Annotated in this window: 14 protein-coding genes; 3 read left to right on the plus strand and 11 right to left on the minus strand. The window is 60.3% G+C overall.

All coding sequences use genetic code 11. From position 1 onward, the window contains the following. Positions 1-13: 13 nt before the first annotated feature. Genes QP981_RS05530 through QP981_RS05555 form a run of 6 tightly spaced genes read right to left on the minus strand, consistent with a single transcriptional unit; the run spans position 14 to position 6,710 of the window. Entirely contained in the window at positions 14-442 is a 429-nt protein-coding gene (locus QP981_RS05530) for a hypothetical protein (protein ID WP_042388422.1), read from the minus strand. A gap of 55 nt (positions 443-497) precedes the next feature. Then, entirely contained in the window at positions 498-2,234 is a 1,737-nt protein-coding gene (locus QP981_RS05535; RefSeq protein WP_069359418.1) for a pyruvate dehydrogenase, read from the minus strand. Between the two features lie 38 nt (positions 2,235-2,272). Next, complete coding sequence (gene rimI, locus QP981_RS05540; protein ID WP_016422111.1) at positions 2,273-2,752, minus strand: ribosomal protein S18-alanine N-acetyltransferase; 480 nt, start codon at positions 2,750-2,752, stop codon at positions 2,273-2,275. Continuing rightward, positions 2,749-3,399 carry a tRNA (adenosine(37)-N6)-threonylcarbamoyltransferase complex dimerization subunit type 1 TsaB gene (tsaB, locus tag QP981_RS05545; RefSeq protein ID WP_284857611.1) on the minus strand — a complete coding sequence of 217 codons (651 nt, stop codon included), beginning with the start codon at positions 3,397-3,399 and terminating at the stop codon, positions 2,749-2,751. Before tsaB ends, rimI begins: the two co-directional genes overlap by 4 nt. 30 nt (positions 3,400-3,429) lie before the next feature. After that, positions 3,430-5,043, minus strand: coding sequence for an alanine racemase (gene alr, locus QP981_RS05550; RefSeq protein ID WP_284857610.1), 1,614 nt, complete (start codon positions 5,041-5,043; stop codon positions 3,430-3,432). Continuing rightward, entirely contained in the window at positions 5,040-6,710 is a 1,671-nt protein-coding gene (locus tag QP981_RS05555; protein WP_284857609.1) for an NAD(P)H-hydrate dehydratase, read from the minus strand. The genes alr and QP981_RS05555 overlap by 4 nt, the downstream gene beginning before the upstream one ends. Before the next feature lie 24 nt (positions 6,711-6,734). Here QP981_RS05555 and QP981_RS05560 point away from each other — a divergent pair, with 24 nt between their 5' ends. Together QP981_RS05560 and QP981_RS05565 are read left to right on the plus strand one after the other, a co-directional pair. Next, positions 6,735-7,811, plus strand: a complete 1,077-nt coding sequence (locus tag QP981_RS05560) for an esterase/lipase family protein (protein ID WP_284857608.1) — start codon at positions 6,735-6,737, stop codon at positions 7,809-7,811. Positions 7,812-8,030: 219 nt separating this feature from the next. After that, complete coding sequence (locus QP981_RS05565; RefSeq protein WP_101687750.1) at positions 8,031-9,383, plus strand: HNH endonuclease signature motif containing protein; 1,353 nt, start codon at positions 8,031-8,033, stop codon at positions 9,381-9,383. On the opposite strand, the gene glmS is transcribed toward QP981_RS05565, so the two are convergent. Next, a complete protein-coding gene (glmS, locus tag QP981_RS05570; RefSeq protein WP_049190374.1) occupies positions 9,366-11,240 on the minus strand; it encodes a glutamine--fructose-6-phosphate transaminase (isomerizing) in 1,875 nt (624 codons plus the stop codon). The two genes, QP981_RS05565 and glmS, sit on opposite strands and share 18 nt — an antisense overlap. Before the next feature lie 111 nt (positions 11,241-11,351). Here glmS and QP981_RS05575 point away from each other — a divergent pair, with 111 nt between their 5' ends. Then, positions 11,352-12,203, plus strand: coding sequence for a dienelactone hydrolase family protein (locus tag QP981_RS05575; RefSeq protein ID WP_049169967.1), 852 nt, complete (start codon positions 11,352-11,354; stop codon positions 12,201-12,203). A 15-nt stretch (positions 12,204-12,218) separates the two neighbouring features. Here the strand turns inward: QP981_RS05575 and QP981_RS05580 are convergent, their stop codons facing one another. The 4 genes from QP981_RS05580 to QP981_RS05595 form a co-directional block, all read right to left on the minus strand. Beyond that, positions 12,219-12,500 (minus strand): hypothetical protein, encoded by a 282-nt coding sequence (locus QP981_RS05580; protein ID WP_048731509.1) that lies wholly within the window; start codon positions 12,498-12,500, stop codon positions 12,219-12,221. After that, positions 12,500-13,831: a hypothetical protein gene (locus QP981_RS05585; protein WP_284857607.1), complete on the minus strand. Its 1,332-nt coding sequence runs from the start codon at positions 13,829-13,831 to the stop codon at positions 12,500-12,502. Before QP981_RS05585 ends, QP981_RS05580 begins: the two co-directional genes overlap by 1 nt. Continuing rightward, complete coding sequence (locus tag QP981_RS05590; RefSeq protein ID WP_069359410.1) at positions 13,831-14,166, minus strand: hypothetical protein; 336 nt, start codon at positions 14,164-14,166, stop codon at positions 13,831-13,833. The genes QP981_RS05585 and QP981_RS05590 overlap by 1 nt, the downstream gene beginning before the upstream one ends. Positions 14,167-14,266: 100 nt before the next feature. Next, on the minus strand, positions 14,267-15,457 hold the full coding sequence (locus tag QP981_RS05595; protein ID WP_284857606.1) for a hydroxymethylglutaryl-CoA synthase: 1,191 nt from the start codon (positions 15,455-15,457) through the stop codon (positions 14,267-14,269). Positions 15,458-15,483: the final 26 nt, after the last annotated feature.

The raw sequence follows: 15,483 nt of genomic DNA on the forward strand, positions 1-15,483 counted from the left end.
CCAGCGACCGAGTTTAAATTTCGAGGCGACCGAGGTTCCGCACAGCGGCACGCCAGAGAGCGTATTCCTCTGGGTAGTCATCGCGGTAGTGGCGCACGGCGCGCATACCGTGCTTAATACGCTCGATTTCCTCGTCGCCGATATCCTTGCCCTCGGCGTCGACAAATACGACCGTTCCGCAAATTGCGGTGGTGGGGTCGGTAAAGAAAGCCGAGTTACCCGTAGCAGCCTCATTGCGGCCGAGGGACGCGACCGGATTCGGTTCAGCGCCCTCAGCCTTGGCCGTCGGGTTGTAGAGAGCGGCGTAATCGGCGCCGTCTTCTTGGAATGCCACCGAAACACGGTCGGAGGAAACTCCGCCGAGGAATGTAGCAGCGGCCTCCAACTCAAATTCGACGATGCGATGCGTCAGGTCAGGGTTCACCAGAAAACCTTTAATCATGGAAACAGAGGTACCGCACCGCACCCGCTCCCGCATCTCGAGAGCGCTACCCCCACTATGGCCGCGGGATGTTGCGGAGGTTCGACCGTGCCATGTTGATCATCTGACCAACGCCGCCGCCGAAGACGGTGCGAGTAGCGGCCTTGGAGAATCCCATCAGCATGTCCCAGGTGATGTTTGCCGGGATGGACAGGGCATTCGGGTCGGTGACCATATCCACCAGCACCGGGCCGTCGTATGCCAGCGCCTCTTGAATCAGGCGAGGCGCATCGGCCGGATCTTCAATTCGGATGGCCTTGATACCCAACGACTCTGCGACTCCGGCGTAGTCCACTGCGTCGTGGTCGGTCTCGTGCTCCGGCAGCCCCTGAACCAGCATTTCCAGCTTGACCATGCCGAGCGAGGAGTTATTGAACACAAACATCTTGATGGGCAGCTGCTCCTGCTTCACGGTGATGAGCTCACCGAGCAGCATTGACAGGCCACCGTCACCGTTGAAGGTAATGACCTGACGGTCCCGGTCAGCAGCCTGCACACCAATGGCCTGCGAAAGTGCATTGGCCATGGTGCCGTGACGGAAAGAACCAATCTGCTCTCGCTTGCCATTCGGCGTGACGTAGCGTGCAGCCCAGACATTGCCCATGCCGGTATCCACGGTGAAGACGGCATCGTCATCGGCGTACTTATCAATCAGGTCGGCCACATACTCCGGGTGAATCGGTCGCATGTTCTCAACGTCGTGGGTGTATGCCTCGATGACGTGGCTGAGCAGGCGCTCGTGGTTCCGCAGCTGCTTGTCCAGGAAGGAACGGTCAGTCTTTTCATCCAGGTGCGGCAGGATGGTTTCAATCGTGGCAGCCACATCGCCGACGACTGGGTACTTCACCGTGGTACGACGACCGATGGCACGACCATCGATATCGACCTGGGCGACGTTCTTGGTCGGCAGGAAGTCGTTGTACGGGAAGTCAGTACCGAGCAGAATCAACAGATCAGCATCGTTGGAGGCATCGTGGCAGGCGCCGTAGCCCAGCAGGCCGGACATGCCGACGTCATAGGGGTTGTCGTACTGGATGTACATCTTGCCACCCAGCGCATGTCCCACCGGCGACTTAATCTTCTCCGCAAGCTTGAGCACCTGTTCGCGGGCGTCCTTCACACCTGCGCCACAGAAAAGCGTGACGGTTTTAGCCTCGTTGATTGCGTCGGCAAGCGCGGCGGCCTGGCCGGCGTCAGGGAATACGACTGGGCGACCGCTGCTGATTGTGGAGGTGACGAACTCATCATTTTCCACTTCATGCGTTGTAATGTCGCCCGGCAGAACCAGCACGGAAACACCGTGGCCAGTCATGGTCGACTGGATAGCGTGATGCAAAACGACGCCACCCTGCTCAGCGGAGTTGACCATCTCGCAGTAACCGGAGCACTCGTTGAAGATGAACTCCGGATGGGTCTCCTGGAAGAAGTTCGAGCCAATCTGGCGGGAAGGAATGTGCGATGCCAGCGCCAGCACCTTTGCGCCGTTGCGGTGGGAGTCATACAGGCCCTGAATGAGGTGGGTATTACCCGGGCCACAGGAGGCCGCACACACTGCTAATTCGCCGGTGACCAGGGACTCCGCGCCGGCGGCGAAGGCGGCAGCCTCTTCGTTGCGAACGTGCACCCACTCAATGGAGGACTCGCGCACAGCGTCGACAATGGGGTTCAAACTATCTCCAACGAGTCCGAAGATTCGCTTGACACCCTGCTTCTCTAGGGTTTCTACGAGCTGTTTTGCAAAGGTTTTAGCCATGTGCCTGGTTTAACGCAGATTAGTCAATACGTCAACATCTAGCTGGCCAACTCAGGCCGACACATCGTGTACGCATCCGCCCCAGAGCCCGGATAATAGTTCTTTCGCAGCCCCATATTTTCGAAGCCATAGCGCCGATACATGGCGATTGCGGGTTCGTTATCTGTGCGAACTTCCAAAAACACCGGGCCCGAATCCTCCGCCACAGCTGCCATCAGCGCGTCCATCAGCTGCGTCCCAAAGCCCCGGCGCTGCCACTTCTTCCCCACCCCGATGGTGTGAATCTCGTACTCGGCGGCACCCGCAGGCCCCAGCTTGGTAATCCCCGCATACCCGCACAGTTCTTCGTCCTCGTCCACATCTGCAATCAGCCCGACGTAGAAATTGTTCGGCGCGGCCAGCTCGGCCATAAAGGCCGATTCCGACCAGGGATCGTCGCCGGCAAATAGCTCCGCCTCAATCGCCGCACACGCCTTGGCCGCAGGAGGCCCGAGACGCACTAGCTTGACGACGCTCATCTCATAGCCTTCGGGACAACGGCATCCGGACGGCGCAAGTACAGCGGCACCAGTGGGCCCGGCGCGGAGTCAAAGTCGACCGCTTCAACCATGGCTGTCGGAGTGGGAAAGACTTGTTCGGCAGCAACCTCAAGCCCGGTAACTTGCTCGATGTGGCTGAGGCTGCCGCGGGCGTGGCTCGGCGCGAAGTCGGCGACTTCTGCTGCAAGTTCTTCCTTGAGCAGCTCCATGACGTCGGCTGGCTTGGCCACTGCCGGGCCGAAAACCCGCTGGCCATCGCGGTAGGCGGCGAAGTACACCTCGCGGCGGCGGGCATCGGTGACGACCAGTTCATCGCCAACCCCACCCGCAAGCGAATCCAGGCTGCAGATGCCGCAGCAGGGAATTCCCAGAGCGTCGGCGAAGGAGGCTGCGGTAGCCATACCAACGCGCAAGCCCGTAAACGGCCCCGGCCCACAGCCGACAACCACGGCATCTAGCTCGGTTGCCGCCACCCCACTGTCAGTGAGGCACTGCTGAATCAGCGGCACCAGCACCTCGTTGTGCGCACGGGCATCCAGGTGCAGCTTTTCGGCCACGGTTTCACCATCGCGGACAATTCCCGCGGTGACCTGTGGAGTCGATGTGTCAACGGCCAAAATGTTCATACTCAGTAACCTACTTGAACCGACTTGAAGCTACTTGCTCCACGTCCAGGTGACGACGCGGGCATCGTCGTCACGCGAACGATCGATACTCACCTGTAGATAGCGCTCGGAGAGCACCTCGGCGAGCCCCATTCCCCACTCGGCGACCACGACGCTGTCCTCAAGGTCGGTGTCCAAATCGAGCGAGTCCAGCGCATCGAAGGCATCACCATCGGAGCCGGGGCCCTCTTCGCCAAAGAGTCGATAGGCGTCGACGTGGATGAGGGTGACGCCGTCGGTTGCCAGCGGACGGTGCTCGCGGGCGATTGTGAACGTCGGCGACGTCACGCGACCGCGCACATTCATGCCGCGGGCGATGCCCTGCGTGAGGGTCGTTTTGCCCGCGCCGAGTGGGCCATCGAGAATCACCAGATCCCCAGCTGCCAACTCCCGGCCAATTTCCTCGCCGAGGTCACGCATGTCCTCTGCGGTTGGCGCGATGCGGCTGCGCACCCACTTTCGCTCGCTGCGTCCCTTTGGCGCAGTGAGGATTTCGTAGTTAATGGTGCCGGATGCCTTCGCGAGGTCATCGAGACCGGGCTCCCCCAGTGCGGGATCACCGACGATAACCGCAGTGTCGCCGGCCTCGACATCGGTGTCGGGCCCCAGGTCGACGACGAATTGATCCATACACACCCGTCCTACCTGCGGGTAGCGTGTGCCATTGATGCTGACCTCGAAATGCCCGGAGGCCGAGCGCATCATACCGTCGGCGTAGCCGCAGGGCACGATGCCGATGGTGGTGTCGCGGTCAGCTGTCCACGTCTGGCCGTAGGACACCGACTGCCCCTCCGGTAGCTTTTTGACCAATATGACCGACGCTTCCCACCGCATCGCCGGACGCAATCCATGGGTGGCACCCACAATTGGCTCCCCACCATAAATCGCCAGACCCGGGCGCACCATGTCGAAGGCCAGGTCCGGACGCGACAACGATGCCGGCGAATTCGCCGCATGGTTGATCAGCTCGTCCAGCTCCGCCTCACGCAGTGCCGCAATCGCAGCACGGAAATTCTGTGCCTGCTTATCGACGCTCTCGTGGCCCGGCTCATCCGCGCACGCAAAGTGCGTGAAAGCACCGGTGACGTTCAGAGCACCGGTCTTGTGCAGCTCAACCAGCTGATCGACCGCATGCTCAAAGTCCCCATTGGCCATAGAGAATCCCGAGCGCCCCAGGCCCGTATCGACCATCACCGTCACACGTGGTGTCACCGACAGCGCCCGCCCGGCATTGGCCACGACCAGCGCATGAGCCGTCGACGGCAGGCCGAGGTCAATATCTGCAGCCACAGCACGCTGCACCAACGAGGTGGCCGCTGCGTCCCAGATCCAGGCGAGGATGGGGATGGTGTGGCCGTCGTCAAGCGTGGCGCGGAGTTCCTCGCGGAGGGAGAGCGCCTCGTCGATTGTTGCGACACCGAGCTGCGTTGCCCCGCCGGCCAGCGCGGCACGCGCGGTCTGCAGCGCACCCTGCGAGTAGCCGTCCGCCTTGACGACGGCCATGAATTCCGACACCCCTGCGATGGCCTTGACGGTCTTCACATTGTGGGTGATTGCGTCGAGATTAACGGTATGGGTCAGGATGGCTGGTGCCGAGGAAGTCATAGCCGTATTTTGCCACTGCTGCCTTCGTTGGTGAACCATGCGGTGGCATCTCGGATGGATTCGGCGATGTCCTGGGCGCTGCAGGGTGCTGGTCCGAACTCTGTCTGCGCGGCCAAAAATGCGGCGCGCGCATGAATAATTGCTGGTAGATAGAGGGCTTCGCCACGCGCTACCCAGGCGCCGAGGAGCCCGGACAGTACATCGCCAGAGCCCGGCGTGGCTGCCCAGGAGCTACCCGCGTCAATCACGACTGTGCGCTGCGTTGTCGGATTGACCATCACAGTTCGGCGTCCCTTGAGCAACACTTCGGAGGAGAACTGCTCGGCAAGTTCACGCGCATCTGCGATGGGGTTAGTGACCTCGTGCCCGGTCAGGCGCTCGAATTCACCGGCGTGCGGCGTGAGAACAGTGCGCAGGTTGCGCTCCTGGCCGCGCTCACGAACGAGCTGTCGGATGTCCTCATGCTTCGACAGCAGTGTCAGTGCGTCAGCGTCGATGACCACTGGTTTGTCAGTGGTCAGAATGTCTCGCAGTTCCTCGGCGGCTTTCTCATCAGTGCCCCGACCGGGACCGACGACCCAGGCATCGACGCGTACCTCTTTGCGATCCACCGAGTCCTGCTGCGCAATGACCGTCGGCAAGGCTGCGGTGATGCGGTTGCGTGCGGCCGCGTCGCCGACATAGATGACCGCGGGACTGGTCGCATGCACGGCAGCGGTGGCGCACAGCTGACCTGCGCCCGGATACGCTTCGCTTCCGGCAGCGATTCCTGTAACTCCAGTGGAGTACTTGTGGTCAGCTGCACCGGGTTCGAGCGGGGTCATCGCGCCAAGTGGTGCCGGAAAGCTCCTTCCTAGGGCTTCGTAAAACTCCACGGTCGGAGTCTGGTGGTGGACGGTATTGTAGGTACCGTTTTCATAGAGCGTCTGCCCCAGTCCTGGAAGTTCGAGGGAGAAGGAGTCGAGGGAAATTTCATGTAATTCGACGGTGCCACAGGATTCGGACAGCGAGTGCGCGTAGCGCAGACCGCCGAAAGTCACCGTTGTCGTGGCCTCCACGTGAGATGGCAAGTACGGGTTCTGTCTCTCCTCCAAATCAGGGTCTGGATTGATGGTCTGGGCAGGCGGGTCAAAAGTACGCCCAGTATCGGCTTCTACGCCGCTCGGCACATCAACCGCGAGAATGGGAACTTTGCCCAACCGCGCTTCGCGCACCAACCACGCGGCCTCTTCACGCAGCGCGCCGTGACCTCCGAGCCCCACGATGCCGTCGATGATCAGTGCGTAGTCTTCACTAATCGACCACAGAATCTTCGATAAATCCGTCTCCCGGTCACACCCCAACGGCAGCACCCGCCCACCTGCGAGTTCAAAAGCTTTCAGCGCCCGTTCATGCGGCTTCGAGCCCAGCAAAACCGCATCCACGCCATGCCCATCCGAGGACAAGTTTCGGCCAGCATAGAGTGCATCGCCACCATTGCCTCCCGATCCAACCAACAGCAGCACGCGACCGCGACCAGGCTCCGGAGATGCCTCTGAGAGCATCCGCTCCGCCACCTCCGACACAGCGGCGGCTGCGTGGCGCATGAGTTCGTCGTCACGCGTTTGTGCGTCCAGATAGGGCTGTTCCGCGGCGCGAATTTCGGCAGCTGTGTAGCAGTACGTCATAAACCCAGCCTACGATTAGCCCCTATGGATGACTACTCCCCGAGCACGCGAGTTTTCGGCCCTCTACTGCGCGCCTTTCCCCAGGCATACCTGCGCTCGTTGCGTCATCCCGAATGGATCCCCCACGGCGTGCAGGACGTTCGTGAAATCCTCGACCGCAAAGTCACCCCTGACCTGGACAGATACAACGGTCGCACACCAATTGTCCTGGTTCACGGCACCTGGATGAACTCGTTCAACTCCTTCGCCATGTTGGGGCCGTTCCTCGCCCGGAATCGCCCCGTATTCTCACTCGATTACGGCTCCGACCCTGCCGCGCTGGTCAGCCGTCTCCGTAGCGTCAAAGCCACCACCGATTTAAGCGATGCGCTCGCCGAAGTCACCAACCTTCTCGACCGCTTCCGTGCCCAACTCTCCCTACCCCGCCTCGACCTCATCGGCCATTCCCAGGGCGGTCTGCACTGTCGCAGTTACGCCAACGCGAGCATCGATTCGCTTTACGACGACGCACTCAACCATGGCCTCAACGAAGAAGAAGCCGAGCAGTACGCCTCCGACAACAGCCCCGTGCGGGCAGTGATCTCGCTTGCGGGAAACCATCGCGGCACTACTGCGTGGGGCATGCGCCGAAGGCTCAGTGCCCTTGAGCGATGCGGCCTACCGATGCACAAGCTCGTCGACCGCCTTGTCGGCCGTGCCTGCATTCAACAGCTGCTGGACTCTGACTACATCGCGACTCTGAACCGCGCAGCGCGTGGCATTACCCGACGTGGTCCGCACTACCTGAATATCGGCACCCCTTTTGACACCGTGGTTCGCCCGTGGACCGGCGCCTTTTTGCCCGAACAAGAGGGTCACCACATTACGAACGTCAACAATGCCACTGGCGGTGGCGACTGGTCTGATCACCTCGCACTGCTCTACTCCCCCAATACGCTCGAACGCATTCACGAGTTCTTGGAGGAACTGGATGGCGCTGAAGCTGGTGATGTCCCGCATCATCCGCGACAGCGAGTCCTGCCTATGTACGGCGCTCTGCCGACAGGTCTCGGGCGGCGGAGTCTCGGGCGGTGGGGTCTCGGACGGAGGGACCGGATCTAATTCAGCACAGAATTTTAGAACGTATTTCCAGAATTCTATTGACAGTTTTTCAAACAGGTGTACGATTTGGGTTGTAGGGAAAATTTGTAAGCGAAAGTTCTTTGTCTGGTGCACAGAAGTCGGCGGGACTGGTTGAAACAGCCTCCACCACGCTTCTCTCCACCACAGAACACAATCTTCAATTCTCCGGCGGACACGTAGTAATCAGGGGGATAACCAATGTCATCGCCGCCCACAGAACTTCCAGCACCAGGTCAAAAGCCCTCATGGGCCAACCAGCAATCCGACGACCCGATTAGCATCGCGGCCCGTGCCATCAACGCCGCAGACCTTCAACTCATCGATATCTGCGCTCCCGGTGACGAGGTCGATGTCAATCACCATCTTGCCCGCATAAGCATTCGAACCGGCCTTAGCCGCGGCAAGTGTTCTACGCTGTGCGAAATTGCGCTGATGTTCGAACGCCTACCAAAAGTCCGGGCTCTCATCGAATCCACCTTCTGTTTCTCGTTAGCCCATCTCCGCGCCATCGCCAATGGCGTTGCCGGGCTGTCACCAGATCAGTTCGACACGGTAGAGCCCCATCTTTTGGAAATGCTCACTCCGACGCGACCTCGACAAGCAATGGTTGGTGTCTACACGCTGTCTCGTCTAATCGGCGACTTGGTTTCTGAGTACAACGACTGCGCCCGCAACGACGGCACCCAACGGGTTCCAGAAGGCGAAGCGGTCGCACTCGCCGACACGGGCGATGGCAAGCACAAAAAGGTCACAGCAATCCTTGAAAACGACCGCGCGACCGAGCTCATGGCAAGAATCCAGGGGATTCGCAACACCGCAATCAATCGCGGTGAACAGTGCACGCAGGCGGAAGCGCTACTACAGCTGGCACAGAATTCGACCAATGCCGAGATTGTCATCAATGTCTACCGCGAGGTCGGCGGTGGGCCAGCATGGATTGATGGCGTCGGCTGGTTGAGCGAGGTAGCCACCGAAGAATGGATTGCTCGCGCAACTCACATCCGTATCTCCGCCGATAGCAAGGTGGATGGTTACCGCCCCACCGAGAGCCAGGTGGCTCGCGTCCGTGGGCGTGACGGTACCTGCCGCTTCCCCGGCTGCGACGTCCCGGCAGCCAAGTGCGACCTGGACCATATTCAGCCGTATAACTACGACAATCCCGAGCAGGGCGGGCCGACTGACACGGAGAATCTGCACTGTCTCTGCCGCCGACACCACAACCTAAAAACGCACGAGGGCTGGAACATCGACAGGTACCCCGACGGAACAGAAGTGTGGACTTCCCGTGATGGAGACACCGCGACTAGCATTCCGGTTGGGCCGCTAAAGAACGTCGGCAAGCAAACTTTTCATCAGCGCGTGACACGGAAGATGAAGACGATTCAGAAACGCAACCTCGATTGGATGTTGTCATTTTGCGACGTACCTGACGAGGTCTGGGAGCTAACAGAGGAGGAAGAAAAACGCATCGAGTCCCTCACGGATGAAGAACTCGATGCGGAGATTGAGCAGTACCGACGAAAGCAGGACGAACTACTCGACGGTGACTGACTTAGCCAGGTTGCGCGGCTTATCGATGTCCTCGTTACCGCACTGGCGAGCGATCTCAGCTGCCAGGAACTGCATCGGAATCGTAGACAACAGCGGCTGGAGCAGCGTGGACGTCTCCGGGATTTCAATCAGGTAGTTCGCAAAAGGAACCACCGACTGATCCCCTTCTTCGGCAATCACGATGGTCTTGGCACCTCGGGCTCGAATCTCCTGGATGTTGGAGACAATCTTGGAGTGCAGCACGGCGCGCCCCTTCGGCGATGGCACTACGACGACGACCGGAAGATCATCCTCGATGAGTGCAATTGGGCCATGCTTGAGCTCGCCTGCCGGGAACCCCTCTGCGTGAATGTAGGCAAGCTCCTTGAGCTTCAGCGCACCCTCAAGTGCGACTGGGAAACCAACGTGTCGGCCGAGGAAGAGCATCGTCGGAATAGCACCGATTTCCTTGGCCATGTCGATGAACTCATCGCCCTTAGCGACGACCTTGTCAATCAGTGCCGGGATGGTCTCCAGCTCTTCAAACTCGCGAGTGACCTCATCCGGGTACTTAGTGCCGCGTGCCTGGGCAAGAGCCAATCCGACCAGGTAGTTTGCGGCTACCTGCGCCAGGAACGACTTGGTTGCAGCAACACCAATCTCCGGGCCGGCGTGCGTGTAGAGCACGGCGTCAGACTCACGCGGAATCTGTGCACCGTTGGTATTACAGACAGCCAGCACGCGGGCGCCCTGGCTCTTTGCGTGTCGCACGGCCTCAAGGGTGTCAGCAGTCTCGCCCGACTGCGAAATAGCGACCACCAGCGTCTGGCGGTCCAGCACCGGATCGCGGTAGCGGAACTCGGAAGCGACCTCAATCTCGACCGGGATACGAACCCAGTGCTCAATGGCGTACTTGGCCAACAAACCAGAGTGGTATGCGGTACCACAGGCGACGACGAAGACCTTCTCGATGTCACGCAGATCTTGGTCACTCAGGCGAGACTCGTCGAGAACGATGCGGCCGTCAACGAGGTGACCGGCCAACGTATCGCGGACGGCGGCAGCCTGCTCGTGGATTTCCTTCATCATGAAGGAGTCATAGCCACCCTTTTCGGCTGCGGCGAGATCCCAGTCGATGGTGAATGGTCGACCCTGCTGCTCATTGCCGGCGAAATCCAGGATGCGGTAATCATCTGCGGTGATGATGACGACGTTGTCCTGGCCCAGCTCCACGGCCTCGCGGGTGTGCGCGATGAAAGCCGCAACATCGGAGCCGAGGAACATTTCGTTTTCGCCCACACCGACAATCAGCGGAGTGGAGCGACGAGCAGCGATGATGCGATCCGGGTGGTCTGCATGAGTAAACAGCAGCGTAAAAGCACCCTCGAGGCGGTTGAGCACGGACAGCGCAGAGGCCTCGAAATCACCAGCGGTAGATCCGCCGTCGGAACCGTCCAGGGCACGGGCGAGCATGTGCGCGGCGACCTCGGAGTCGGTTTCGGACTTCAGCTCAATGCCGGCATCCTCCAGCTCCTGACGTAGCGGAGCAAAGTTCTCGATAATGCCGTTGTGGACGATAGCCACCTTGCCGTCATAGGACTGGTGTGGGTGGGCATTCTCATCAATTGGGCGACCGTGGGTAGCCCAGCGGGTGTGCCCAATTCCGGTGGTTCCAGTGATTTTGTCGCGCCCATCCGCATCAAGGGCAGCCTCGAGGTTGGCGAGTTTACCGGCCTTCTTCTCTACAGTGATATGCCCCTGATCGTCGACAATGGCAACACCCGCGGAGTCATAGCCACGGTATTCCATGCGTCGTAGCGCATCGACAGCAATATCCAGGGCGGGCTGATGGCCCACATATCCAACGATTCCACACATGCCCTACAGAATAACCCGCGAAGCGGAAAATCGTCATAACGAAATAGACATTCTCGCTCATCCTGGCACTTTTTCAGCAAAGGTATGCACCTTATAGTTAAGCTATTCACTGTGGCTGACAACTTGAAGACTCTGACATCTAATCTTTCCAAGCGTGGACCGCACCGCGTCATGGTCGGTGATCTCGCTTTTACTGGCCTGCCGGGAAAGGTCTACACGCCTGCCGAGGGCAATGGCATCCCCGGTATCGCCTTCGCACACGATTGGCGCACACCGATTGAGGAGTACCACGCCACGCTGCGTCACCTAGCTTCGTGGGGCATCGCGGTCGCTGCTCCGGACACCGAAAATGGCATCGTGGCAGATCACCGTGGTCTCGCCAACGATTTGGAGACAGCGCTCCAGATTCTCGCTGGTGTCCGCCTCGGTGAGGGCAAGGTCGTCGTCCACCCGAAGAAGCTTGGCGTTGCCGGTCACGGCATGGGCGCGGGCGTAGCCGTCCTCGCCGCTGCTGGTCACGACCTCATCTCCGGCGTTGGCTGCGTCTTCCCCGCAACTACCGCGCCTTCCTCCAGCGCCGCTGCAACTAATGTCTCGGCCCCGGGCCTCGTCCTGGCTCCTGGCGAGGATCAGTGGCTCGATCGCGGTAACCCAGCTCGCCTGGCTGTTCAGTGGAAGGGCGATGTCGTTTACCGCGAAGTAGACAAGGCTGACCAGGGCAGCTTCTCGGAAACAACTCTTCTCCGTCGTCTAGCGGGCTTCTCTTCCTCCAAGGTGAAGTACCAGGAGGTCGCGCGCGCCGCACTCACAGGCTTCCTGCTGGCCACGGTCGGTGACGACAAGAAGTACTCGGATTTCGCAGACCCGACCGCCACTATCAAGGGCACAACTAACCGCGACATGGAGTGGCTCATCAAGGAGCTGCCGGAAAACCCGGAGCACTCGCTGATTCCCGGCAAGTAGTCACTAGGCCACGCTTCAGGACACGCCCCGAATCGACTTCACCGTCGGCGTCCCTTTCCCCGCCCGCCCGAACAACCGCGTAACGGTTCCCTTCGGTCGGGCGGTTTTTTGTTGCTTTTCGACGCCCGCCGCCACCTCCCTCTCCTTAACTTCGCGTGCTTTACGACGCTCCTCCAAACCCTGCAATTCTTTCTGTGCCCTCTGTATCGCCGTATCGAACTCCTGCCTAGTCATTGCAGCAGCGTCGTAATAGGCCTGCCCAATCCGGTCATATTTCGCGGCATGCTTACTCCCCATTACCACTCACCTGCCGTTGGCGAATTGACCGCGCCCACAAGCTCCTGGACGTTGGGCTGCTCAGGGGGCTCGGGCACAGCTGAAGCAGATTCCTGCACTGATGCTGCCGAATCCTGGGCTGGTGCTGGCTGCGGCTCTGCTTGTGGTTCTGGCTGCGGTTCCGCTCGCTGTTCTGCTTGCGGTTCCTGTGGCAGCTCGATTCCCAAGTGCTTTAGTTTCTCAGCTGGAGGAGGCGGTTCAGGAACATTTTCAGGTTCGGGCTCGGGTTCAGGTTCGGGCTCGGGTTCAGGTTCGGGCTTGGGTTCTGGTTCGGGCTTGGGTTCTGGTTCGGGCTTGGGTTCTGGTTCGGGTTCCGGCACACAGTCCTCCGGCGCAGGAGCTGGTGCTGGTGCTGGTGCTGGCGCAGGTGCCTGTTCGCACACTGGCTCTTCCGTCTCCGTGCACATGTCTAAGTTGAGCAGTGAGGACGCGACACTGCCTGCAACCCCGACAGCTCCCGCAATTCCAGCGATACTGGCCGCCCCGGCAGCGCCAATGGCACCTCCAACGGATATTCCAGCAGCAACGCCTGCCTCTATCCCAATATCAACGTTGGCAACGACCTCAATTCCACCAGCGGTAGCACCGTTGCCACCGGTTACAGTAGCTCCTTCGCCACTCCCAGACTCAGCCACCTCTGCACAGGCCGCCGAGGTAGCACCCGAACTGGCAGGGACAGTAGGAGGCTGCGGCGGGGTGGCGACCACCGCGGCCTCAGTGTCACACGCTGCCTGCTCAAGACACTGCTCGATGCAACTATTACGCGCATCGTAGAGCTGACCAGTGGAGTCGACGAGACTGTTACACACCTGCTGGGCGACTTGTGCGGCTTCGGCGCCGACCTCCGGATCGTCGACAAGCGCTTCGCACTGAGAGAGGACGCCGTCGGTTTGCTCAGCCATATCTTCGGCCTGCTTTTCGCAATCCTCCAGGACCTCGTCGACTTTCTTGCCGCACTCGCCGACGCTCTGCGCGCCATTGGCGGACTGCTCATCCTGATTCGCACAGTCCTGCGCGGCTTTATCACAGCGTTCCTTGGCGGCGTCGGCGGCATCGCCTTTCAAACCGCCCCAATCGAAAGCCATAGCAATAGTTATCGCGGAGGCTATCAACCCCACGGAGTTGGAGAACTTGGATAGGGCGCTACCTTTCCAGCCGTCAGCGCGTCGCACCTTATCCAAGACTTTGGGCAGATTCTTGCCGATGCCGCCGACCCCGCGCTTGGCTCCAATACGGCTTCCACGGCCAATAACACGCACCAATATCGGAAGAATTCGAGCTACCCATGGCATCAGTCCGCTACCTCAATTCCCCCGAGGTCCGCACTCCCGTCGCTGTCACAGCCTGCAAAGACACGCCACTGTTCCCGCACTGCCGGAGCATGATTGCCAAGTCCCGCGTACATCGATTGCCCGTGCTTACGCAGCCGCGCTGCCGCCTGCTGCAGACGACGCCCCTGGGCGGCAAAACCCTGGCCACAGTCTGCCGCGGAAATATCGGGAGCGCTTCCCCACCGCTCATGGCCGTCACGGCCGCGCTGCTCGATCTCTCGGGCAGCAGCTGTCACTGCATCTTCCGAAAAGTGCAGCAAGCCTCCGCCACTGCCTCCAGTAAAACGTGCGGACACGAAAAATCCCCTTCCCCGCGAAAAACAGTTCTTATTACTGTTAGGCGCGAAAAAAGGGGATTCGGTTCCGTTGTGGTACTAGCGCGGGTGCCCCCGGGGGCTAACGAGCGCGGTAGATGCGCTTACACCCCTCAACACCGGTGAAGCTGAATGGACCGGTGCCAATCAGAGCGTCGTCTCCCAGGTTGGAGTACTCACCCGGATCTTCATGCGTCACCTGAGCGTGGCGGTAGTAGGTCGGATCATCGAGCTTCACGCGTTCAGCCAGTTCACGCGCATTATCTGCGGCGCGCAGCTGGGACTCGTAGCCCTCGACCACATTGCCGGTGAGGAACTCAGCAACCGAGCCGGAACCGTAGGAGACAACAGCGACCTTTTTACCAGCCAGGTCCTTCTCGGTGTCCAGCAGCGAGAGCAGGCCGAAGTAGGCCGATGCTGTGTAGGAGTTACCGATGATGCGGTTGTACTCAGTGGTTGGGCCGAGCTGGCGGGCCTCGTCCTCCGCGGTGAGCTCCACACCGTTATTGGCCGAAAGCTGCCGGTGCGCCTTGTAGGCCATCTTGGTAAACGGCTGGTGGTAGCTGAAGTAGTCAATCTCGCTGAAGTCCACGCCGCCGCGGGCACGGTAGTCCTCGTAAGCGCCCTGAACAGCGTCGATGTAAGCGCTAATAGAGAGCTTGCCCTCCACCAACGCCTGGCTGCGGTGGTTCGGACGCCAGAAGTCCATAACTTCGCGGGTGAAGACGCCCGAAGCCGCATCGATAGCCAGGATGCGCGGATTAGCGGTCACCAGCATGGCTACAGCACCTGCACCCTGGGTCGGCTCCGCAGCGGAGTCCAGGTCATAGCGGGCAATGTCGGAGGCGACAACGATGACCTTCTCCTCCGGATTGCGGGCCACCAGAGCGCACGCGAACTGCAGCGCCGCGGTACCGGAGTAGCAGGCCTGCTTCAGCTCGACAGAGCGCGCATGCGGGTCAAGACCGACCAACTCATGCACATAGACAGCAGCGGCCTTCGACTGGTCAATACCGGTCTCAGTGGCGAACATGATGGTGCGCACGCCGTCGATACCGTGGCGGTCGACGAGCTTCTTCACCGCGGTCGCGGCCATCGTCACCGGATCTTCATCAGAGGCAACCACGCTGGAGCGTTCCTGCCCCAGGCCCTTGTGGTACTTTGCCGGTTCCGCTCCGAGTCGGGGCGCAATATCGGCGAGGTCAATGCAGTACGAACCCGTCGCAAAGGCGATGTCATCAATACCGATCGGGGTCACATTGCTTGTTGTCATCAAAACCGTGCCTTCACTACCTCTAC

The organism is Corynebacterium sp. MSK047, assembly GCF_030232285.1.
Classification (GTDB): Bacteria; Actinomycetota; Actinomycetes; order Mycobacteriales; family Mycobacteriaceae; genus Corynebacterium; species Corynebacterium jeikeium_D.